Source organism: Arthrobacter sp. R4-81 (genome assembly GCF_054792365.1).
In genome coordinates, this window is sequence record NZ_CP096445.1 from 2,146,300 (window position 1) to 2,167,736 (window position 21,437).

Sequence of the window (21,437 nt, forward strand, 5' to 3'; positions counted from 1 at the left end):
CGCTGGTAGATTTTACGAACGAGAAACAGATCCATCCGCATACCGCCTCAAAGGAATACGTGAGCAAGAATCCCGGACTGACAGTCCTCGCAGGCCCCACTGCTGTTGGCAAAGGCACCGTATCCACCTACATACGGGACAACTACCCCAACGTGTGGCTCTCAGTCTCGGCAACCACCCGCCCGCCCCGGCCAGGCGAGCAGGACGGCGTTCACTACTTCTTCAAGTCCCCGGAAGAGTTTGACGCCCTGATCGAGGCCGGGGAACTCCTGGAGTGGGCAGTAGTGCACGGACAGAACCGCTATGGGACTCTGCGCAGCACTGTTGAAGCAGCTATCGCCGACGGGCGCTCGGTTCTCCTCGAGATCGATCTGCAGGGGGCCCGGCAGGTAAAGCAGGCCGTTCCCGACGCCAAATTCGTCTTCCTTGCTCCTCCCAGCTGGGAGGAAATGGTGCGCAGGCTCGTGGGACGCGGCACCGAAACAGCGGACGAACAGCAGCAAAGGCTGGAAACCGCTAAACTAGAACTTGCCGCTGAACCGGAGTTCGATCACACCGTCATCAATGATGACGTTCGACGGGCAGCGGACGAGCTTGTTTCACTCATGGGGCTGGTCCCGAACCCGCGTTAGGCGCCGGGAAAAGTCAGCCCGTTAGAATTTGGAGAATTCGTGTCCACGAACCTTGAAGGCATCATCAACCCGCCGATCGATTCGCTGCTGGAGGCTGCTGATTCCAAGTACGGCCTGGTGATCTTCGGTGCCAAGCGTGCACGTCAGATCAACGCTTACTACGCCCAGCTTCACGAGGGCCTGTTCGAGTACGTCGGCCCGCTGGTCGATACCAAGCTGAACGAGAAGTCACTCTCAATCGCCCTGCGTGAAATCAACGAAGGCAAACTGGTTTCCTCGCCGATCGAACCTGCAGAGTAGAACCTAAAGACTGCCTGTTGACGGAGGTCACGTGCGCATAGTCCTCGGAGTCGGGGGAGGGATTGCCGCCTACAAGGTGGCATCGCTCCTCCGGCTTTTTACTGAAGCCGGCCACAATGTCACGGTTATCCCCACCGAGGCCGCCAGCCGTTTCATCGGAGTGGCAACGTGGGAAGCGCTCTCGGGAAACCCGGTCAGCAACAGCGTGTTCGACGACGTCCCCAGCGTCAATCACGTTCGTCTGGGACACGAGGCTGACCTGATAGTGGTCGCTCCGGCCACCGCGGACCTCCTGGCGCGGGCGGCCCATGGCATTGCCAACGATCTCCTCACCAACACCCTGCTCATGGCAAGCGGACCCGTCCTGATGGCTCCGGCCATGCACACCGAGATGTGGCAGCATGCGGCGACGCAGGCGAATGTTGAAACACTGCGTTCCCGTGGAGTGACAGTGCTGGAACCGGCAAGCGGAAGGCTGACAGGGACTGACTCCGGGCCTGGCCGTCTGCCGGAGCCGGAGGCCATCTTCGAAGCAGCCATGGCGCTTACGCAGTCCCTGGCCGAGGCGGCCGAGGGGCAGCCGGTTTCCCCGGCGGGCCTTACGGAATCCGACGTATTGCCCTTAGCCGGGCGAACCGTAACCATCAGCGCGGGGGGAACCCGGGAACCGCTGGACCCCGTCCGCTTCCTCGGCAACCGCTCCTCCGGAAAGCAGGGAGTGGCTCTGGCTGTTGCAGCGCTCAACGCAGGGGCGACGGTCCGGCTGATCGCCGCGCACATGGATGTTCCAGCGCCTCCCGGGGTTGAGCTGGTGGAGGTGGAGTCGGCGCTGCAGCTGCGCGAAGCAGTCCTGCGGGAGGCGACGGGTTCCGACGTCGTGATCATGTCCGCGGCAGTGGCAGACTTCCGCCCTTCCGTGGTCTCTGAGACAAAAATCAAGAAGCGGGACGACACCGAGGACCCAGTGATTACCCTGGTGCGGAATCCGGACATCTTGAAAGAGGTCGTTGAAGTCAGGAACAGCTCTTCCCGCAGCCAGCTCATCGTGGGGTTTGCCGCGGAAACCGGTGATGCTGATGGCAACGTCCTTGAGTATGCCAACGCCAAGCTTCAACGCAAAGGGTGTGACCTGCTGGTGGTTAACCACGTCGGCGAAGGCAAGGTCTTTGGCCGGGAACACAATTCAGTGGTTATCCTCTCCCGTGCCGGCTCGGAGCCGCAATCTGCGTCCGGTTCGAAGGCTGACGTCGCTTCAGCCGTGATTGACCGGATCAGTACGGAACTGAGCCGGGTTTATCCGCGACCCTAGACTTGTCCATGTCCGGCCAGCCCATGGTCTCCTTAGCCCCCATGTTCTCCTTAGTCTGGGGAAACATGTCACCAACCATCCGTATCCCAACAAGTAAGGTAGTTGAGTGACTTTACCGCTGCACCTTCCCGGATCCCATCCTGCGCCTTCGGCCTTGCGCCTCTTCACCTCTGAATCGGTGACTGAAGGGCATCCCGACAAGATCTGCGACCAGATCAGTGATGCGATCCTCGATGCGCTGCTGGCTGCAGACCCGGAATCGCGGGTAGCGGTAGAGACCATGGCCACTACCGGCCTGGTCCACGTGGCCGGTGAAGTCACGACAGACGCCTACGTTGAAATCCCGCAGCTTGTCCGCGAGACCATCCTTGGCATCGGCTACGACTCATCCGCCAACGGTTTCGACGGCGCCCGTTGCGGTGTGTCAGTGTCGATCGGCCAACAGTCCAACGACATTGCAGGTGGGGTTTTCAATTCGCTGGAAGCCCGCGAAGGCCGCCAGGAGGACGACTACGACCTCCAGGGCGCCGGCGACCAAGGCCTGATGTTTGGCTATGCCAGCGACGAAACGCCTTCGTACATGCCGGTTCCCATCTGGATTGCCCACCGTCTCTCGGAACGGCTTACGGAAGTACGCAAGAACGGCCAGCTCGCCTATCTCCGCCCGGACGGCAAAACGCAGGCCACCATCGGGTATGACGGCGACCGCCCGGTCTCAGTGGAAACCATTGTCATCTCCAGCCAGCACGCTGAGGGTGCAAGCCTTGAGCAGCTTCGGGCCGATCTGGTTGAGTACGTCATCGATCCCGTCCTGGCGACTGCCAACCTTGATATTTCGCGTACGGTCAACATCCTGAATCCTGCGGGTGCTTTCGTTATTGGCGGCCCCGTAGGCGACGCCGGTCTGACCGGACGCAAGATCATCGTGGACACCTACGGGGGAATGGCCCGCCACGGCGGCGGCGCCTTCAGTGGCAAAGACCCGTCGAAGGTTGACCGTTCCGCTGCCTACGCCATGCGCTGGGTCGCGAAGAACGTGGTTGCGGCCGGCTTGGCTAAGCGGGCAGAGATCCAGATCGCTTATGCAATCGGCCAGGCACGGCCCGTGGGTACCTATGTAGAAACTTTCGGGACCGAAACGGTGGACCCTGCGCGGATCGGCGAAGCCATCGCCGAGATCTTCGACCTCCGCCCGCGGGCTATCATCGATGCGCTCGACCTGAAGCGCCCCATTTACGCCAAGACGGCTGCTCACGGCCACTTCGGCCGGGATGACCCTGACTTCACCTGGGAGCGGCTGGACCGGGTTGAGGAACTGAAGGCCTTCTTCAACGCCTGACCCTCCTCCCGGGCTTCGCCTGCTGAGAACGTCCCTGCAAATGTCAGTGCCTGGTGGTTGGCTGTAGTTGGCCCGCCATCAGGCCGCGCAGGCTGCATGCCTTAAGGGCTGCAGTGCTTGCATACGGGCGAAACATGGGCGATGCCGAGGGGAGGCAAGGAAAAATGACGGCAGTCAGGAGAAACGTCGCCGAGGGCGGAAGCATGGCTATGAGTGGACAACCGAATTCTCCGGAGTCTGTCCAGCCTTCGCTGCTACAGGGATTTCCGCCGCTGGTGCCACGTCCATCACCGGCTGATCCGGATCTTGCTCCGGAATTGCCAGTGGCGCGGATCCTTATCGAGTCGCCGCTGCCACATCTGGACAGGCCATTCGATTACAGCGTTCCGGCAACCCTGGATCAAGCGGCGCAGCCAGGGGTTCGGGTCAAGGTGAAATTCAACGGGCAGGACCTCTCCGGGTATCTCCTGGAACGGGTCGCAGAGTCGGATGCCGGGCACTCACTGGTACCGCTGCACAAGGTTGTCTCCGACGTCGCCGTCCTGACCCCTGCGCTGGCCAGGCTTGCCGGCAGTGTTGCTGCAAGGTACGCCGGGACGGTGAGCGATGTCCTGAGGCTTGCCATCCCGCCGCGCGTGGCCAAGCTGGAAAAGGAGCTCTCTGGGCTCCCTGAACGTCCTGAGGGCCCTGAATCCGGAGTTCCTGGATATCAGCCGTCCGGGAACTGGGCTACATATGGCACGGCTACGGCGTTCCTTAAGCATCTCTCGGCGGGCGAATCACCCAAGGCCGTTCTCAGCGCCCTGCAGGGGTTTGGAGCTGCAGGCTGGCCGCGACTGCTGGCGGAAGCTGTTGCAGCTGTCAGATCCTCCGGCCGGGGCGCCGTGGTGGTTGTTCCTGACTACCGCGACCTGGATCGGGTGGAGGCAGCGCTCCTGGAGGTGCTGCCACCCGGAGACGTCGCACGCCTGAGTGCCGAAGACGGGCCGACGCCGCGCTACCGCAATTACCTGCGCCTCCTGACAGGATCCGCACGCGTGGCGGTCGGCACCCGCTCCACAGCCTATGCCCCCGTGCAGAACCTTGGGCTGGTGGTGTGCTGGGACGACGGCGATGACCTCCATATCGAGCAACGCTCACCTTATGCGCACACGCGGGAGATTTTGCTCTTGCGCTCGGGGCAGGAGAATGCGGCGTGCCTGTTTGCTGCCCATACGCGCAGCACAGAACTCCAGCGACTGGTGGAGTCGGGCTGGGCAAGGGCAGTGGAAGCTGAACGCAGGGAGGTCCGCCGCACTGTGCCGCGCGTCTTGAATACGGCGGACAGCTACGAGCAAGAGCGCGATCCTCTCGCTAGGATTGCCCGTCTTCCCGGTGCTGCCTGGCGTGCGGCCAAGGAAGGGCTCCAGAGAGGGCCGGTCCTGGTGCAGGTGGCGCGCACGGGATACGCGCCGTCCTTGGCGTGTGAGCGATGCCGCGAACAGGCACGTTGCGGAGCCTGCCAGGGACCGTTGGCCATTGCTGGGGCCAGTGGCCCGTCCGCTGTTCCGCAGTGCCGCTGGTGCTCCGCCCCGGCGCCCGAATGGCAATGCGCTCACTGTGGCGGGAGGCATCTTCGCCGCGGTGCGACGGGGGTGTTAAGGACTGCTGAGGAATTGGGGCGTGCTTTTCCAGGAGCTCCGGTGATCACATCATCAGCGGATCAGGTCAAGGCCACGGTCCCGGACGCCAAGGCCCTGGTGGTGGCCACCGTCGGCGCGGAACCAGTAGCCGAAAATGGGTACGCGGCCGCCTTGCTGCTGGACGGCGATTCTTTGCTGCGGCGGGAAAGCCTCCGCGCGGGTGAGGATGCTGTCCGCCGATGGTTCAACGCTGCTGCCCTGGTACGCCCATCAACCGAGGGCGGGCTGGTGGTCATCACAGCCGATGACGCTGCCGCCGTCGGCGCCCTCTTGAGATGGGACTCCGGCGGTTATGCGGCACGAGAGCTCTCGTTGAGGCGCGAACTCCAGTTGCCACCGGCCGTGCGCATCGCTTCCATCACGGGAGGCAGGACTGCCGTGGGGCACTTTGTCGAAGCCGTCGAGCAGCGTCTCGCGAGGCTGGGGATTGTGCTGCGTACAGCGGGGCCCGCTCCTTTGGTGTTGGCGGCCGCAGTGCCATCACCTGCCGGGCCATCAGCCGCCGGTGTGGGGTCAAGGGAAACAGAAGCAGACGTCAGGACCCTTTTGTTCATTCCCTATGCTCAAGCCACTGAAGCCACGAAGGCCATGAGGGCAGCGAGGGCGGCTGCGGCTGCGAAACGGAACGACGACCCCGTACAGCTGAGACTGGACGGTGTGGACGTCCTCTAACCCGCAGTCGGGCACCCCGGGGATACGCCGCCTCTAAAGGCTGGTCCGGCTCCGCCGCTGCCTTTGGCCGGCCACTTCCTCTGCCACCTGCAGCAGCTGCCGTGCGGAGTGGTCCCAACTGAACTCCGCCGCCCTCTCAACAGAGCGACGTGACTGCACATCCCATGCCGAAGGATCCTCCAAGGCACGGACCGCGGCTGCGAACTCGGTCGGGGAATCGGGATGGACATACGTCACGGCGTCCGAGCCGACTTCCCGGAAGATTGGGATGTCGCTGGCTATTACGGGGGTTCCATGAGACATGGCTTCCACAAGCGGGAGCCCGTAGCCTTCGGCCTTGGAAAGACTGATGAGTGCCGTAGCCCGCGAGAGCAGGGCCTCATACTCGTCTTCCGTCACACCGTTGTGGAACACAATGTCCGTCCCGTGGGGCACCAGCGATTCAAGCTCTGCCCGGCGGGCGGGAGTGATACGGCTCAGGAGGTGAAGCGTCATGCCAGGCAGTTCAGCCATGCCCTTGATCATCGTTTCCACGTTTTTGTAGGGCATGAACGAGCCCATGTACAGCAGGCTCTTATCGGAACCTGCCGTGACGTCGCGGGGGGAGTGCCCGTGTTGGGGGGCGTTGCCCACAATCCTGACCGGCCTCTTGGTGAGACGGTACTTCGCGATCAGTGATGCAGTGGTATGGCTGATGGTTGCCACGATGTCAGCCCGGTTCAGCAGCAGCCGTTGCGGCCAGAAGGCTTTGTGGTAAAGGCGCCAGAGGACGCGGACGGGTGCAGGAAGGAAACCGGGAGGAGCGGGGTGTTCGTAGTAGATCAGGTCGTGCAGGGTGAGCACCAAGCCATAGTTCCGGCCCCATGAGCCCATGGTCTGCATCGGGCAGACCACCACATCGGCCCCCAGCCGGTTGACTTTCGCCGCGACAAAGAGCTCAGCGGGGGAGAGCGGGCTGTTGATGAGGGTGTACGGGACGTCAGGAAGCAACTTAAGCTGCCGGGGGTCGCTGATCAGCATCGAAACGTCGCTGATCTTTGCCAGCGCTGCGATGAGGCTTGAACCGTAGCGGCTGATCCCGTCGTGGTGATCCGTGCGGGTGAAGCGGGCGTCAATCACGATTTTCACGAGGCATGGTCCTTCAGGAAGCTGCGGATATGCCCGGCCGCGGGTACTGGGGTTTCGTAGTGGATGAGGTGGCCAACGCCCGGGATGATTCTCAGGCGGGCATCGGGCAAAAGCGCCAGCAACTTGTGCTGGTCCGGGAGGACTGCGATTTCGTCCTTCTCGCCCGCCACCAGCAGCACAGGTAGCCCAAGGGCAGGGGCCACTTCGGCAACGTTGCTGCCCACCGACGCACGGAAGGATTCGAGAAGGCTCTGCCGGTTGGCGAAGGCCGAAAAGTAGGCGGAATGCTGGGCATGAATGAAGCGCCGCAATTGCCTGTCCTTGGTTTTGGCCATCGCCACGCTCATGATCCTGACAATGATCTGGCTCCGCAGGATAAAGAGTCCGAGTTTGCTGGGAAGCCTGGCAGAAAGCTGGTAATAAAAGACGGCCAGCCTGGTCATGGCACCCTTCGGCCCTTCCAATGCCGGACTGGCTATCGGGTTGACCAGAATCAGCTCACGGACAGTGCCTGGATGTGATGCCACAAAGTGGCTGGCAACAATGGAACCGAATGAATGACCCAGCAGGACTGTGTCCCGGCCCAGTCCAAGGGCAGCCATAAATCCGCTGATGAAACGGCCGTAATTCTCGACTGTGTGCTCCAGGGACCTGAACGGCTCTGAGCTGCCAAAGCCTGGCAAATCGGGCATGATCAGCCGCATTTCCGAGAGCTGGTCCGCAACGCGCAGGAGGCCGTGGTGATCTCCACGGAAACCGTGAATCACCAGGATTGTCCGGGTCTCGGGCGTCACCTGGACCGGCTCGTAAATCCAATACGCCACCCTCACGCCGTCGACGTCGACGTCAGCGGCGCGGGTGCGGGCGGCGAGCTGAGGGCTGAAGAGGGGCTGAGTCCGGCCGGTGTCCGTGTCCACTTGTTCCATGACTTTGAATCCTAGTTCACGTTGTCCGGGTGGGAGCCTGTGCGCTGACCGCGGTCCAAGGCCGCGATTTTGGACATTTCTGACGATTCCAGGCTGAAGTCGAAGATGTCCAGATTCTCCCTGAGCCGTTCATAGGAGCTGGCCTTGGGGATGGCGATGTTCGCCAGCTGCAGGTGCCAACGCAGGATGATCTGCGCGGGAGTCCTTCCATGACTAGAGGCAAGATCAAGAATCACCGGGTCCTGGAGCACCTTGCCGCGTCCCAACGGACTCCAGGCTTCGGTGCGGATCCCCAACCGTGTGTGCTGCTCGCGCAGTTCCTCCTGCTGGAGCCAGGGATGGAGCTCAATCTGATTCACGGCGGGGATGACTTCTGCCGTTTCCAGCAGGTGCTCCAGATGCGCCGGCTGGAAGTTCGAGACTCCTATGGCGCGCACTTTTCCCTCCCTGTAGAGGGTCTCCAGGGCACGATACGTTCCGGCATAGAGTCCCCGACGGGCGCAGGGCCAGTGGATCAGGTAAAGGTCAAGGTAATCCAGTCCAAGGCTGGCCATGGACTTTTGGAAGGCGCGTAACGTGGAGTCGTAGCCATGGTCCTCGTTCCACACCTTGGTAGTAATGAACAGGTCCTGGCGTGAGAGGGATGGCGTTCCCGCTCCGCTGCCCCGTTCCTGGCCCTGAAATCCGGACAAGGAACCAATGCCCCTTCCGACGCCCGCCTCGTTGCCGTACATGGCGGCTGTATCGAAATGGCGGTAGCCGGCTTCAAGGGCCATGGTGACCAGGCCGGCCGCATCCGGCGGCGGCACTTTGTACAGCCCAAAGCCCAATTGGTCGATCAGCACGCCGTTGTTGAGCTGTAGGCGGGGGACAGGTTTCATAACACCGACTCTACCGACTCGTAAGGTTCAGACTGCGTTCCGTCATGCCGCATCAAGCCATGTTCCCTGAGGCCACGAGCCGCCGGGCCATGGCCTCATCCAGGATCAGATCGGTTGCCAGTCCCGCAGCGAGCGCCCCGCGCAACCCGTTAATTTTGGACGCTCCCGACACCACACAGATCCTCCGCCTGACCTGGCGTAACTGCGCCAGCGAGGGCCCAGTGGAGCGTTCGTTGAGCGTAATGCCATCCGAAGAACCATCGCCCCGAAAGAATACAGTGGCCACATCACCCACAACATCAGAACTCGCGAGGACCTTCAGGTCATTTTCATCGAGGTAGCCGCCCGCGTAAACGTGGCTCGGGTAGTCGGCATCCACCGAGCCGACACCAAACACTGCAATGCCCATGCGGGACTGCAGGTCAAGGATCCGCTGCACGCTGCGCTCATTCCACATGGCCGTCTTGGTGCTGGCATGGTCGAAAAACGCGGGAACCGGAAACTGCTCCACCCGCGCACCATAAGCACTGCCGAACCGTCGCATGATGTCGCTTGCGTAGGTGATGCCGGTGGTGTGCATGTTTCCGGCCCCGTTGAGCTGGACGATGACGCTGTCGTGAGTGATCTTCCGGGTCAGGTGCCTGCTCACGGCGCTCAACGTTGAGCCCCACGCGACGCCGATAATGGCGTTGGAATCCACCAGCGGGCCGATGGTCCTGGCAGCCTGCATGGCAACACGGTCCAGTGTTTCCGCTTCGTTCAGGGATTCCAGCACCGGGACAACGTGCACATCCACGTTGTATTCGCTTCGGATGATGCTTTCCAGCTCCGGCCCGGTGTCCAAGGGGCTGCGGATCTGGATCTGGACCAGGCCGGTGTCGCGGGCGGCGGAAAGCAGCCGGGAGACCGTTGATCTGGACGTTCGCAACTCCCTGGCGATGGCGTCCATTGTGAGGTCCTGCATGTAGTACAGCTGTGCGGCCCTCAGCGCGTCAGCGTGCCGTGAGTTAGGCATTAGAGATCCAATCTGCACGTTTGTGCATAGTGCTTGACTCCATTTTCCATTACTCCAAAGAATAGTGGTGAACGGCGCCGTGCCTGTGGGTGCGCCGCATAGGACCAAACCCAAAGGAGTTGTTTTGGGACGCAATGAAACACCTGGCCACCAAGCCTCCCCCCGGCATCGCCCAACAGTGGAGAGCCTGCGTCAGCGGCCCCGCGCCCAGGTTCTCATCATCGGAGGAGGCATCAACGGCGTCGGGACTTTCCGTGACCTTGCACTCCAGGGCGTGGACGTGGCGCTCGTGGAGCGCGGCGATTATTGCCAGGGGGCAAGCGGAGCTTCATCACACATGATCCATGGCGGGATCCGCTACTTGGAAAACGGCGAGTTCCGCCTCGTCCGGGAATCCGTGGTGGAGCGCAACAGGCTCCTGCGGATTGCTCCGCACTACGTGAAGCCGCTGCAAACCACCATTCCCATCTTCAGCACTTTCTCGGGGATTTTGGCCGCGCCATTGCGCTTCCTCACTCACAAGCAGCAGGGCAAGCCCAAGGAACGTGGGGCCTTCCTGATCAAGGCAGGGCTTACCCTCTACGATTCCTTTTCCCGCGACGGCGGCAACGTCCCGCGCCACGAGTTCCGTGGGCGAAAACGCGCTTTGGCTGAGCTCCCCATGCTTCATCCTGGCATTAAGTATGCCGCCACCTATTTCGACGCCTCAGTCCATAACCCGGAGCGTCTTACCCTGGATGTGCTTCAGGATGGCGAAAAAGCCGGTGGCGGAAGCAAGTCAGGCACCGCTGAGGCAAACGCCAGGGCCAGCAATTACCTTTCCCTTGTCGGCAAGAAGCCTGCCACGGCTGAATCGGGCACCACTGTGCAGCTCCGGGATGAGCTGACCGGTGAGGTGTTCGACTTCACAGCCGACGTCATTGTGAACACCACCGGAGCGTGGGTTGACCTGACCAACCAGGCTATGGGCGCAGCGTCAGCTTTTATGGGCGGCACCAAGGGTTCCCACATTGTCCTTGACCACCCTGATTTGCTTGCTGCATGCAACGGCCGAGAGATCTTTTTCGAGCACACCGACGGCAGGATCGTGCTGATCTACCCGATGGGGGACCGCGTGCTGGTCGGCACCACCGACATCCACGCAGATATGTCCCGGGACGCGGTATGCACCGATGCGGAAATAGACTATTTCTTCGATCTGATCGGACATGTTTTCCCGGACATCACAGTCAACCGCGGCCAGATCGTATACACATTCTCCGGGGTGCGCCCGTTGCCTAGACATGATGAAACGCAGCCCGGATTCGTCAGCCGCGACTACCGGATTGAACGCCAGGCAACGCAGCAGGTCCCAGAGGGTGTCGCGGGCAGCAACAGCGGTGTTGTTTTGAGCCTGGTGGGCGGCAAGTGGACCACTTTCCGGGCACTGGCGGAGCATCTCAGCGATGACGTGCTCGCTGAGCTGGGAAGGCAACGCAGGATCTCGACGGCGAAACTCGCCATCGGGGGCGGCGCAGGTTTCCCTGAGACAGAGGCTGGAGTCCAGAAGTGGATCAAGGCACACATGTCTCCCGGCCGCGACGCTGACCGGGCCGCAGTGCTGCTGACTCGCTACGGCACCAGGGCAGAAGAAGTAATCTCCTACCTCGATGCCGGGCCTGACCGGCTCCTGCACTCGACCCGCGAGCTCAGCGTCAGGGAGCTTGAATTCATGGCACGGCATGAACAGATCGGCCACCTGGTGGACATCCTGATCCGCCGCACATCGCTTGCTTTTCGAGGACTCGTAACGGGCGAACTGCTGAATGAAATTGCTGATGTCCTCGCCATACCTCTCGGCTGGGATGCTGCAGCGCGTGCTACCGAGATCCGCCACGCCCAGGAGGTCCTGAACCGTTTCCACGGCGTCCAGGTCCATAGTCTGGTGACCTGATTATCTTGCGTGCCCGGGTCACCTCGGGCGCAAGGACTGCGCGGAAGCTGAAGTTGCTTCCGGTGCAGCCGTCGGCCGGCAGTTCGGCATTGCTGCCAGCCTAAACAGTCCCTCAAACCCGCGAGGGCTGACAACAGAAAATAGATGGAGTCGAAGATGTCTCTTGGAATAGTTTTCCTTTCCGAAGTGTTCGGAACCGCAATGCTGACCCTCCTGGGTTGCGGCGTTGTTGCCAACGTGGCCCTCAAGGGCACCAAGGGCAACAGCGGCGGGTTCCTCATGGTCACCTGGGGCTGGGGTATTGCAGTCTTCGCCGGTGTCTACGTGGCAGCCAGATCAGGCGCCCACCTTAACCCGGCCGTCACCTTGGGCCTCCTGGTCAATGGCAAGGGCGAGTATGCACCAGGCGTTCCCGTTGATGTCCTCTCAACATTGACCTACTTTGGTGCAGAACTGGTCGGCGCCTTCCTGGGCGCGGTCGTCGCCTGGCTCGCCCACAAGCAGCACTTTGATGCCGAGCCCGAGCCTGCCAGCAAATTGGCCGTATTCTCCACAGGTCCTGCCATTCGGTCCACCCCTTGGAACCTGGTTACTGAGATCATCGGCACCTTCGTGCTGGTGTTCGTCATCCTCACTTTCGGAGGCACTCCCTCAGGCCTCGGCCCGCTGGCAGTGGCACTCCTCGTTGTAGGCATCGGTGTTTCCCTCGGCGGCCCCACCGGCTACGCCATCAACCCTGCCCGCGACCTTGGCCCCCGCATCGCCCATGCGCTCCTTCCCATCAAGGGCAAGGGCTCCAGCGACTGGAGCTACTCCTGGGTTCCGGTTGTAGGTCCTCTCGTGGGTGGCGCCCTCGGCGGCCTCGTCGCTGCCGTGGTTCCGATCATCGCCACCGCGGCGTCATAACCCGGCACCTTGAGACTGAAAGTCCCGCCGGTCGTTCCACCATCCTCCAAACGCAACTGCACAGCATCTGAACAACAGACAAGGACGTCACAATGAACCAGTACGTAATCGCCATCGATCAGGGCACCACCAGCACCCGGGCCCTGGTCTTTGACCACAGCGGCAACATCGTTTCCTCCGGCCAGATGGAACACGAGCAGATCTTCCCGCAGGCCGGCTGGGTGGAGCACGATCCCGCCGAGATCTGGAACAACACGCGGGAAGTCATCGGTTCTGCCCTCTCCAAGGCGAACCTGACCCGGCATGACATCGCCGCCGTCGGCATCACCAACCAGCGCGAAACCGCCGTCGTATGGGACAAAACAACCGGTGAAGCCGTATACAACGCCATCGTCTGGCAGGACACCCGAACCCAGGGAATCGTGGACGAACTGGCCAGGGACGGAGGTCCCGAACGGTTCAAGCAGAAGGTCGGACTGCCGCTGGCAACATACTTCTCCGGCACGAAAATCAAGTGGATCCTCGACAACGTCGAGGGCGCGCGGGCCAAGGCCGAAGCGGGTGACCTTGTCTTCGGAAACACTGATGCGTGGGTGCTGTGGAACCTGACCGGAGGAGTCGACGGCGGCGTGCACGTCACCGACGTCACCAACGCCTCCCGGACCATGTTCATGGATCTCCAGACGCTGCAGTGGGATCAGGAGATCCTGGATGCATTCGGGGTCCCGGCCAGCATGATGCCCGCCATCAAGTCCTCCTCGGAGGTCTATGGGACCGTGCACACCTCCCAGTTGCTGCGTGAAGTTCCTGTTGCCGGCATCCTGGGCGACCAGCAGGCTGCCACGTTCGGTCAGGCCGCCTTCCAGACCGGCGAAGCGAAGAACACCTATGGCACCGGCTGCTTCCTCATCTTCAACACAGGGGAGGAGATCGTCCATTCCAAGAACGGCCTGCTGACCACGGTTGGCTACAAACTTGGACATGCGGCACCGCATTACGCGCTGGAAGGCTCCATCGCCGTCACCGGTTCCCTCATCCAGTGGTTGCGGGACAATCTTGGCCTCATCAGCAGCGCCCCAGAGGTGGAAACCCTGGCAGCCTCGGTGGAGGACAACGGCGGCGTGTATATCGTCCCCGCATTCTCGGGACTCTTCGCGCCGTACTGGCGTTCGGATGCCAGGGGCGCCATCGTTGGCCTGACGAGGTATGTGAACAAGAACCACATTGCCCGTGCAGCTTTGGAGGCGACGGCCTTCCAGACCCGCGAGGTACTGGACGCGGTTAACGCTGACTCAGGCGTGCCGTTGACTGAACTGAAGGTCGACGGCGGTATGGTCGCCAACGATGCGCTGATGCAGTTCCAGGCGGACATTCTGGGCGTCCCGGTGATCCGGCCCAAGGTGGTGGAAACGACATCCCTTGGCGCTGCCTATGCTGCCGGGCTCGCTGTCGGCTTCTGGAAGGATCTCGGCGAGCTTTCGGCGAACTGGTCCGAAGACAAGCGCTGGGAGCCCAAGATGGACCAGGCCGAACAGGACCGGCAGATGCGGCTCTGGAAGAAGGCTGTGACCAAGTCCATGGATTGGGTCGACGAGGACGTGCGCTGAGCTGCTTTACGCAAATAGGCGACGTTCCCCGGACAAGCAGGTGAACTGAGAGAGCGGGAGGGTGGCACGACATGCCACCCTCCCGCTCTCTGCCCTGAATTGCGGTGCGTCTCTTAGCTGAGTGCAATGATGATCTCTAAACCGCTGGCACCAGCTCCGGCTTCTCGGGCTCGCGTTCACCGCCTCGGCCGCGCTTGGCGAAGCGCAGGTAGAGCGAGGGGACGATGAACAGGTTGACCAGCGTCGACGTGACGAGGCCGCCCAGGATCACCACCGCCATGGGGTGCTCGATCTCGTGGCCCGGGAGGGTGCCCATCACGACGAGGGGCACGAGGGCCAGGGCAGTCGCGAGGGTTGTCATGAGGATCGGGGACAAGCGTTCGGAGGCCCCCCGCAGCACCAGTGCCGGTCCGAAGGGCATACCCTCGAACTGCTCCAGGTGCTGGCAGTGGTTGATGAGCAGGATGCCGTTGCGGGCTGCGATCCCCATCAGCGTCAGGAAGCCGACCAGCGAACCGAGGGACAGGATTCCGCCGCTGAGGTGGGCGGCGATTATCCCGCCTACGAGGGCCACGGGCAGCGTCAGGATGGCCAAGGTCGCCAGCCGCCAGCTTCTGAATGAAGCCTGAAGCAGCAGATAGACGACGATGACGGCGCCAATTGAGAAGAGCAGCAGGCGTTGTGAAGCGGCCTGCCGTTCTGCATATTCGCCGAGGACAACCGCGCTGTAGCCGACCGGAAATTCAACCGACTCCATTTCGGACTTCAACTTTTCCACGACCTTCGCCAGATCGCCTTCCTTGACGTTGGCACTGACATCGATGCGCCTGGATCCCTCCGAACGCTCGATGACATTGGGCGTGGGCTTGATGGAAATCTTGGCTACGTCAGCCATCCGGATCTTGGTCCCGCTCGGCGTATCGAGCGGAAGGTTCTCGATGCTTGTGACACTCGTCCGGGTCTCCGGTGGGCTCCATACCTGGACGTCATAGGCCTTGCCTTCCCGGTAGATGTCGCCTACTTCTTCACCGGCAACCATGGTGGCCGCGGCACGCCGCACATCGCCCGGTTTGAGCCCGTAGCGGTTAGCGGCGTCCACATTCACTTCCACGTCTATCTGCGGAATATCTGCCTGGAGGGCAACCTTCGCACCGATGGCGCCGTCAATGCCGCCCAGGATTTCCTTGATCTTGTCAGCCTCCTGGCGCAGCGTGGCAAGGTCGTCGCCGTACACGCGGACGACCACAGCGTAACCAGTGCCTGTCAGGACCTCACGGATGCGTTCCTTGAGGTAGGTCTGGACGTCCCGTACGATTCCGGGGTAGCCGTCAACCACTTCCTGAACTGCCGCGAGGGTTTTGTCATAGTCGACGGAGGGGTCAACACTGATCCAGTTCTCACCGAAGTAGACGCCCACCACCTCATCGGCGTTGAATGCCTGTCCTGTGTGGGCCCCGCAATTGTTCACCCCAGGGATCGTCATGAGTTCCCTGCAGGCCAGTTCGCTGACGCGGACTTCCTCGGAGTTGGACGTGCCGGGCTGCGTGAGCCAGTGCATCAGGAAATCACGCTCCTTGAAGGACGGGAGCAGTGATTGGCCCAAGAGCGGCGCGGCCATGATGCCGACGGCGCCCAAGGCACCCAGGGCAACGTACCCCGGAACGGGCCGGCGGACGATGGGCCGGAGCGCATTGGCGTACCAGCGTTTCAGAACCCTGACCACCGGCGGATCCCGGTCCTCCAGTTTGGCGTTCCGGAGGAAGATGTACGCCATTGCCGGCGTCACTGTGAGCGCCACGACCATGGACGCCATTACCGCGAGGGTGTAAGAGGTGGCCAGTGGCCGGAAGAACGCCCCGGTCAGCCCGTCCAGGAAAAAGATCGGAACAGTGGCGGCGACGATGATCAGGGTGGCGTACACAATCGGTCCGCGGACCTCCAGCGAAGCGTTGACCACCACCCTGGCTGTGCTTCCGGTCCCGCCACTGGCCCGGTGGTGCCGGAGCCGTCTGACGATATTCTCGACGTCGATGATGGCATCGTCCACCACCACTCCGACGGCAATCACCAACCCCGCAAGCACCATGGTATTTATAGTGCCGCCTGTCCAATACAACACGAGCGCCGCGGCCATCAATGACAACGGGATGGCCAGCACGCTGACCAGGGCCGTCCGCCACTGGAAGAGGAAGACACTCAACACCAGGATGACCAGCAGACATCCAAGCAGCAGGGCTACGCCGAGGTTGCCGAGGGATTCCTCAATGAAGGTCGCCGGCCGGAAGATAGCGGTGTCCACCGCGATCCCGCTCAAACCGGGTTCGAGTTGCTTCAGCACCTCCTCCACCCCCCGCGTCACTTCGAGGGTGTTGCCCCATGGCAGTTTTTCCACGATCAGCATCAGACCCGGGCCGCCGTTAATGACTGCGTCACCGATCAGCTGCTGGTGATCCTCCACCACATTTGCCACATCACTCAGCCGGAGGGGAGGCAGTCCCTCCCGATCCTCCAGCGTCACCTTGGCCAGGTCCGCGGGTGATTTGATGGGCTGGACATGCGTGATCCCCAAGCTCTGGTTGGGCGTCTCCAAGGCACCACCTGTGCCGATCATGGCACTGTCGGAATATTGGAGCAGGCCAGCGTCGAGGGCATTGGCGGTGGAATTCATCACGGTTTCGAGGCTGACATTGTGGGCTGCCAGCCTGGCCGGATCAGCCTGCACCTGAAGCATCTGGAGGCGTTCGCCCCAGATTGCTACGTTTGCCACGCCCGGAACGCGGAGCAGATGAGCCCTGATTTTCCAGTAGGAAATCATTGACATCTCGATCAGGGACCGCGTGTCGGAGGACAGCCCTATCTTCATGACCCGGCTGGTGGAGGACAGCGGCTGCAGCATAATCGGCGGCGACGCCCAGGTGGGCAGCGTGGGAATTACATTCGCCATCCGCTCGGACACCAACTGCCTGGCGGTGAGCAGATCCATGTCGTTCTTGAACTCCAGCACAATGGACGAGAGTTGGGGTACCGACTTGGACCGCATTTGGTCGAGGCCGTCGATGCCGTTGAAGGCCTCTTCCAGCGGAACCGATACCAGTTCTTCCACCTCGGCGGCGGTAAGTCCGAGGCAGGCTGTCTGGACTTCGACTTTCGGCGGCGCAAACTCGGGGAATACGTCCACCGAGGCGCTGCTGAGTTGGGTCCCACCCACCATCATCAGCGCCGCCGCCATCGCAATGATGATCGATCTGAACCTCAGGCTGGCCGCTACTATCCGGCGCATGTCATTTGCCCGTATTGAACTCGGCGCCGAACAGTTCAGGTCCGCCTACTGTTACCACTGCTGTCCCTACGGCGGGACCCGTGCTGGCCGTGACCACGCCGGCCTCCACCTTGGTGACGGTAAGGGGCTGGCGCTCGTACACCCGCGGGGCGGGGTTAACATACACCCAGGTCTTGCCGTTGGCCTCGTAGAGAAGTGCACCGTAGGGGATCAGGAGGCCTGCGTCGCCGGCGGCCGGCTTGACAGTGTCTGTGCGGAGTTCCAGCCGATCAATGGCGCGCTGGCTCAGGGTGATGCGTGCTATGCCCGTGGTGGCATTCTTTTCCACTGTGGCCGGCGTTTCGGAAGCAGACTCTGCCTTGGCTGCGGGTTGAGTGCAGCCCGGCAGGGAAAACAGCAGGGCTGCACAGATAGCGGCCGCCACTGGCAGGCGTCGCAGGGGCTGTCGGCTGGTCATTATACTTCCACCTTTTCTGGCATAACAGGAGCAACGGGTACTTCCGATTCATAGACTTCCGACCACTCTTCGGGGGCGGTACGGGGACCGAACCAGAGCGTCAGGAGCGGGAACACAAAGAGCCCCACGAGCGTTGTGGTGACGAGACCGCCGGCAATGATCAGCAACATCGGTGCCAGCAGGGTCTGGCCCACTGTGCCGCCGAGCACTGCTGGCGGTACCAGCACGAGGAGCGTGATGAGGGCGGACTTCAGGATTGGCGATACCCGGTCCCGGGCCGCACTCATGACGACCTTGGCACGGGACATCTGCTGGGATTCCCGCCAGAGTTCGTCGACCCGCGCTGAGAGCAGCACCGCGTTGCGTGAAGCGATGGCCAGGACTGCCGCGAGGGCTGTCAGCGACAGCCAGGACAGCGTTGCCGCTCCGATCCATCCTGCGATCGCCGCTCCCGCCAGCGCCGCCGGCAGTGAAAGGAAGAGGGCGAAGGCCAGCTTCCAGCTCCTCACCGCGGTCTGGAGCAGAAGCAGGACGCCCAGGAGGGCAGCCGCTCCGAGCCAGAGCAGCAAGGTGTCCGCAGCCTGCAGTTGGCCATACTTGGCCGGGATCTCTGCGTGGTATTCGAGCGGGAACTGGATCTGCTTGATTGCAGCTTCGACGTCGCGCTGGACGTCTGCCAGCGGGCGTCCGCTGATGTCGGCCACCACGTCGATCCGCCGCGAGGTGTCATCGTGCTGGATGACAACTTCGTTGGGGACCATCCGCACGTCGGCGATCTCGCCCAGTCGGACGTGGCCGCCATTGGGAGCATCAAGCAGCAGCTCACGGATGCTGGTCAGGTCATCCCTTACCCCGATCGCGCCGCGAACTACGACTTCGAACACCTTCTGCTGCTCAAAGAGGTTGCCGACGATGATGCCCTGCATGAGTGTCGCCGCAGCGCGCCTGGCGTCGCCGGGCTTGATGCCAGCCTTGTGGGCAGCTTCGAGATTGACCTCGACCTCAACGATCGGATTCATGTCCGTGGCATTGACGACAGGGTTCCTGACGCCATCGATCTTCTGGAGGGCGGTGCGGACCTCTTCGGCCTTTTCGCGCAGAATCGGCATCTCCAGTCCATAGACCCGGACCGCGAAGCCCGATTCCAGGGTGCTGCGCATATCGCCAATGGTCTGCTGCGAGTAGTTCAGGACGTTGTGAGCGATGCCGGGGTAGCCCTGCACCACGTCCCGGATCGCCTGCTCCGTCTGCCCAAAGTTTGCGTCCGGGGCGATCGACACCCACAGCTCGGCCGAGCTGTTGCCGACCACCTGGTCTGAGGAAATGGCGCGGCCAATATGGCCACCCACTCCGGACACGCCCGGGAGGGCCTTCAGCTCCTCGGAGGCCCTTGAGGCGATCCTCCGGACTTCTTCATTGGACGTGCCTGCAATCGCGTCCCACTGAACCAGCAACGTACGGTCCGGTATCGTCGGAACGATCGGCCGGTTGCCGATCAGCTGGGAGCCGGCAGCGAGGCCAAGGACCCCAACGACAGCGACGGCCACGATGGCCAGTGTTCTCCGGGAACGCCCGCCGCCCAGCGCGCGGTCGTAGTACGCCGTCGCACGTCCGGCGATGGGAAGGTTCCTGCGGGGTGCCATCTGACGCGGAAGCAGGAAATGCGCCAGCACCGGCGTGACAGACAGGCCTACGAACAATGAGGCGGTCAGGGTCAGAACCAGCGACCAGAACAGCGGCGAGAAGAACGAGCCGCCGATTCCCGTCAGGAAGAGCGTCGGAATGAGGACGATCACCATGATCAGCGAAGCGTGGAGCAGCGGCGTGCGGACACTCCGGGCGATGTCTGCGATACGTGGACTCGGGGTGGTCTTGGTTTCCGTGGCCTCGGGGACCAGGAGCCGTCGTCGCTGGGCCTGTACGTCCTCCACGATGTCGCCCACGATCACAGCGGCACCGAGCAGAATGCCCATCAGTACCGTGATGTTGAGGGTTGCGTTCTGGACGAACAGCACCGCCCCCGCCGTCATGACCGTGGTCACGATGGCCACGAGTGCGATTACGGCTACCCGCCAGGACCTGAAGAGCAGCCAGAACAGCGCCACGGCGATCAGCAGGCTGATCAGGAGGGCCAGTCCGAGGCTGTTTACTGAATCCTGGACGGCGGTTGCGGGGCGGAACACGGAAGAGTCGATCTCAACGCCCGTAAGGCCGGGCTCCATGTCTTTGAGGGCGGCTTCAACTGCCTGGGTAACGTCCACGGCGCTCGTGCCCGGGAACTTCTCCACTACAAGCATCAGGCCGGCATCCTCCCCCACAATGGCGTCGCCGATCAATGGCTGGTGGTCTTCCTTGACCTGGGCAATGTCGCCCAGGAGCATTGGCGGGTCCGAGTCCTCCAGGCTGACCTTCGCAAGGTCGGCCGGGGTGCGGATGGGGAGGACATGCTGGATGCCGAGGCGCTGGCTGGGAGACTCCACGAAGCCGCCAGTGCCGGGAGTTGACGCCTCGAGGAAGCTCAAGGGCGAGACCCAGACGGCATTGCCGGTGGTCTTGACGATCTGCTCCAGGGTGATGCCCTTGTCGCGCATCTGGGTCGGGGTCACCTCAACCTGGAGCTGCTGCTCGCGCTGGCCCCAGATGGATACGTTGGCTACTCCGGGAATGCCGAGCAACCGCGGCTTGATCTTCCACCGCGCCAGGACTGAGAGGTCAATGCCGGAGAGCTCTTTGGAATTCATCCGGACCATCAGCACACGGCTGGTGGAGGACATAGGTTGCATAATGAGCGGCGGCGACGAGACCTGCGGCAGAGCGTGCGCCTGGGTCATCCGCTCTGCGACCAGCTGCCGTGCCCGCAGGAGATCGGTGCCTGGCTCGAAGACCAGTTCGATTGATGAGAGTCCCGGGACGGATTTCGAACGGATCTCGTCAAGCCAAGCCACACCATTGAGGAGGTCGGCCTCCATCGGAGCGGTAATCAGCTGCTCAACTTCCACAGCGGAGAGGCCGAGGGCCTCAGTCTGGATCTCGACTTGAGCGGGGCCGAACTCGGGCATGGTGTCCACAGCGATACGGGGAACGTTCACCACACCATAAGTAATGAGGCCTGCCGCAAGGGCGAGAACCAGGATTCGGAAGTGCATACTGAAACGGGTCACCCAGCCAAACATGGCTAACCCTTTTCAAGGATGTTGGGGGTGCAGCACGCGGTCTGGTTTTTAAACCGCGGCGGCTCATACGGAAGGCGCAATGCACACATGTCAGGCTCCTCAACCCGAGACCATTGCGAAATCCCCCAGGAGATCTTTACGAGAATAATGTTCCCATTTAATGGATTTTGCAAGTGAAGAAATTATGCAATTCAGGC

General features: G+C 62.1%; 15 protein-coding genes. 8 read left to right on the forward strand and 7 right to left on the reverse strand.

The genetic code is table 11. The features are described from left to right. The first annotated feature begins 59 nt into the window (after positions 1 to 59). From gmk to M1E05_RS10155, 5 genes are all read left to right on the forward strand, one after another. Positions 60 to 632, forward strand: coding sequence for a guanylate kinase (gene gmk, locus M1E05_RS10135; protein ID WP_309107153.1), 573 nt, complete (start codon positions 60 to 62; stop codon positions 630 to 632). A gap of 39 nt (positions 633 to 671) precedes the next feature. Further along, complete coding sequence (gene rpoZ, locus M1E05_RS10140) at positions 672 to 932, forward strand: DNA-directed RNA polymerase subunit omega (protein ID WP_309107109.1); 261 nt, start codon at positions 672 to 674, stop codon at positions 930 to 932. Between the two features lie 31 nt (positions 933 to 963). Continuing rightward, entirely contained in the window at positions 964 to 2,241 is a 1,278-nt protein-coding gene (gene coaBC, locus M1E05_RS10145) for a bifunctional phosphopantothenoylcysteine decarboxylase/phosphopantothenate--cysteine ligase CoaBC (RefSeq protein WP_461165159.1), read from the forward strand. Between the two features lie 106 nt (positions 2,242 to 2,347). Beyond that, positions 2,348 to 3,580 (forward strand): methionine adenosyltransferase, encoded by a 1,233-nt coding sequence (gene metK / locus M1E05_RS10150; protein WP_458111019.1) that lies wholly within the window; start codon positions 2,348 to 2,350, stop codon positions 3,578 to 3,580. A 209-nt stretch (positions 3,581 to 3,789) separates the two neighbouring features. Continuing rightward, positions 3,790 to 5,934 (forward strand): primosomal protein N', encoded by a 2,145-nt coding sequence (locus M1E05_RS10155; RefSeq protein ID WP_461165226.1) that lies wholly within the window; start codon positions 3,790 to 3,792, stop codon positions 5,932 to 5,934. A 33-nt stretch (positions 5,935 to 5,967) separates the two neighbouring features. On the opposite strand, the gene M1E05_RS10160 is transcribed toward M1E05_RS10155, so the two are convergent. The 4 genes from M1E05_RS10160 to M1E05_RS10175 are packed head-to-tail and all read right to left on the reverse strand — an operon-like array spanning position 5,968 to position 9,884. After that, positions 5,968 to 7,062 carry a glycosyltransferase family 4 protein gene (locus M1E05_RS10160; RefSeq protein WP_461165160.1) on the reverse strand — a complete coding sequence of 365 codons (1,095 nt, stop codon included), beginning with the start codon at positions 7,060 to 7,062 and terminating at the stop codon, positions 5,968 to 5,970. Then, positions 7,059 to 7,988, reverse strand: coding sequence for an alpha/beta fold hydrolase (locus tag M1E05_RS10165; protein WP_461165161.1), 930 nt, complete (start codon positions 7,986 to 7,988; stop codon positions 7,059 to 7,061). The genes M1E05_RS10160 and M1E05_RS10165 overlap by 4 nt, the downstream gene beginning before the upstream one ends. 11 nt (positions 7,989 to 7,999) lie before the next feature. Beyond that, positions 8,000 to 8,869 carry an aldo/keto reductase gene (locus tag M1E05_RS10170; RefSeq protein WP_458111016.1) on the reverse strand — a complete coding sequence of 290 codons (870 nt, stop codon included), beginning with the start codon at positions 8,867 to 8,869 and terminating at the stop codon, positions 8,000 to 8,002. A 52-nt stretch (positions 8,870 to 8,921) separates the two neighbouring features. Beyond that, on the reverse strand, positions 8,922 to 9,884 hold the full coding sequence (locus tag M1E05_RS10175; RefSeq protein WP_458111015.1) for a sugar-binding transcriptional regulator: 963 nt from the start codon (positions 9,882 to 9,884) through the stop codon (positions 8,922 to 8,924). 178 nt (positions 9,885 to 10,062) lie between these two features. Between M1E05_RS10175 and M1E05_RS10180 the strand changes: the two genes are divergently transcribed. The 3 genes from M1E05_RS10180 to glpK all read left to right on the forward strand — a co-directional run bounded on the left by M1E05_RS10180 (position 10,063) and on the right by glpK (position 14,330). Next, on the forward strand, positions 10,063 to 11,817 hold the full coding sequence (locus tag M1E05_RS10180) for a glycerol-3-phosphate dehydrogenase/oxidase (RefSeq protein WP_461165227.1): 1,755 nt from the start codon (positions 10,063 to 10,065) through the stop codon (positions 11,815 to 11,817). Between the two features lie 156 nt (positions 11,818 to 11,973). Beyond that, positions 11,974 to 12,723: an MIP/aquaporin family protein gene (locus M1E05_RS10185; protein ID WP_458111014.1), complete on the forward strand. Its 750-nt coding sequence runs from the start codon at positions 11,974 to 11,976 to the stop codon at positions 12,721 to 12,723. A gap of 92 nt (positions 12,724 to 12,815) precedes the next feature. Then, a complete protein-coding gene (gene glpK / locus M1E05_RS10190; RefSeq protein ID WP_461165162.1) occupies positions 12,816 to 14,330 on the forward strand; it encodes a glycerol kinase GlpK in 1,515 nt (504 codons plus the stop codon). Between the two features lie 136 nt (positions 14,331 to 14,466). Here the strand turns inward: glpK and M1E05_RS10195 are convergent, their stop codons facing one another. From M1E05_RS10195 to M1E05_RS10205, 3 genes are read right to left on the reverse strand one after another with little or no spacing between them, the layout of a single operon-like run. Then, positions 14,467 to 17,610 (reverse strand): efflux RND transporter permease subunit, encoded by a 3,144-nt coding sequence (locus tag M1E05_RS10195; RefSeq protein WP_461165163.1) that lies wholly within the window; start codon positions 17,608 to 17,610, stop codon positions 14,467 to 14,469. A gap of 1 nt (position 17,611) precedes the next feature. Then, entirely contained in the window at positions 17,612 to 18,067 is a 456-nt protein-coding gene (locus tag M1E05_RS10200) for a hypothetical protein (RefSeq protein WP_458111011.1), read from the reverse strand. Continuing rightward, the gene (locus M1E05_RS10205) at positions 18,067 to 21,228 is read right to left on the reverse strand and encodes an efflux RND transporter permease subunit (protein ID WP_461165164.1); all 3,162 of its coding nucleotides are present in this window, start codon (positions 21,226 to 21,228) and stop codon (positions 18,067 to 18,069) included. The genes M1E05_RS10200 and M1E05_RS10205 overlap by 1 nt, the downstream gene beginning before the upstream one ends. Positions 21,229 to 21,437 lie beyond the last annotated feature (209 nt).

Bases quoted from the DNA above. Each gene is read 5' to 3' on its own strand.
- M1E05_RS10155 (WP_461165226.1), top strand. From the start codon at position 3,790: ATGAGTGGACAACCGAATTCTCCGGAGTCTGTCCAGCCTTCGCTGCTA.
- M1E05_RS10165 (WP_461165161.1), bottom strand. From the start codon at position 7,988: ATGGAACAAGTGGACACGGACACCGGCCGGACTCAGCCCCTCTTCAGC.
- M1E05_RS10170 (WP_458111016.1), bottom strand. From the start codon at position 8,869: ATGAAACCTGTCCCCCGCCTACAGCTCAACAACGGCGTGCTGATCGAC.
- M1E05_RS10175 (WP_458111015.1), bottom strand. From the start codon at position 9,884: ATGCCTAACTCACGGCACGCTGACGCGCTGAGGGCCGCACAGCTGTAC.
- M1E05_RS10185 (WP_458111014.1), top strand. From the start codon at position 11,974: ATGTCTCTTGGAATAGTTTTCCTTTCCGAAGTGTTCGGAACCGCAATG.
- glpK (WP_461165162.1), top strand. From the start codon at position 12,816: ATGAACCAGTACGTAATCGCCATCGATCAGGGCACCACCAGCACCCGG.
- M1E05_RS10195 (WP_461165163.1), bottom strand. From the start codon at position 17,610: ATGCGCCGGATAGTAGCGGCCAGCCTGAGGTTCAGATCGATCATCATT.
- M1E05_RS10200 (WP_458111011.1), bottom strand. From the start codon at position 18,067: ATGACCAGCCGACAGCCCCTGCGACGCCTGCCAGTGGCGGCCGCTATC.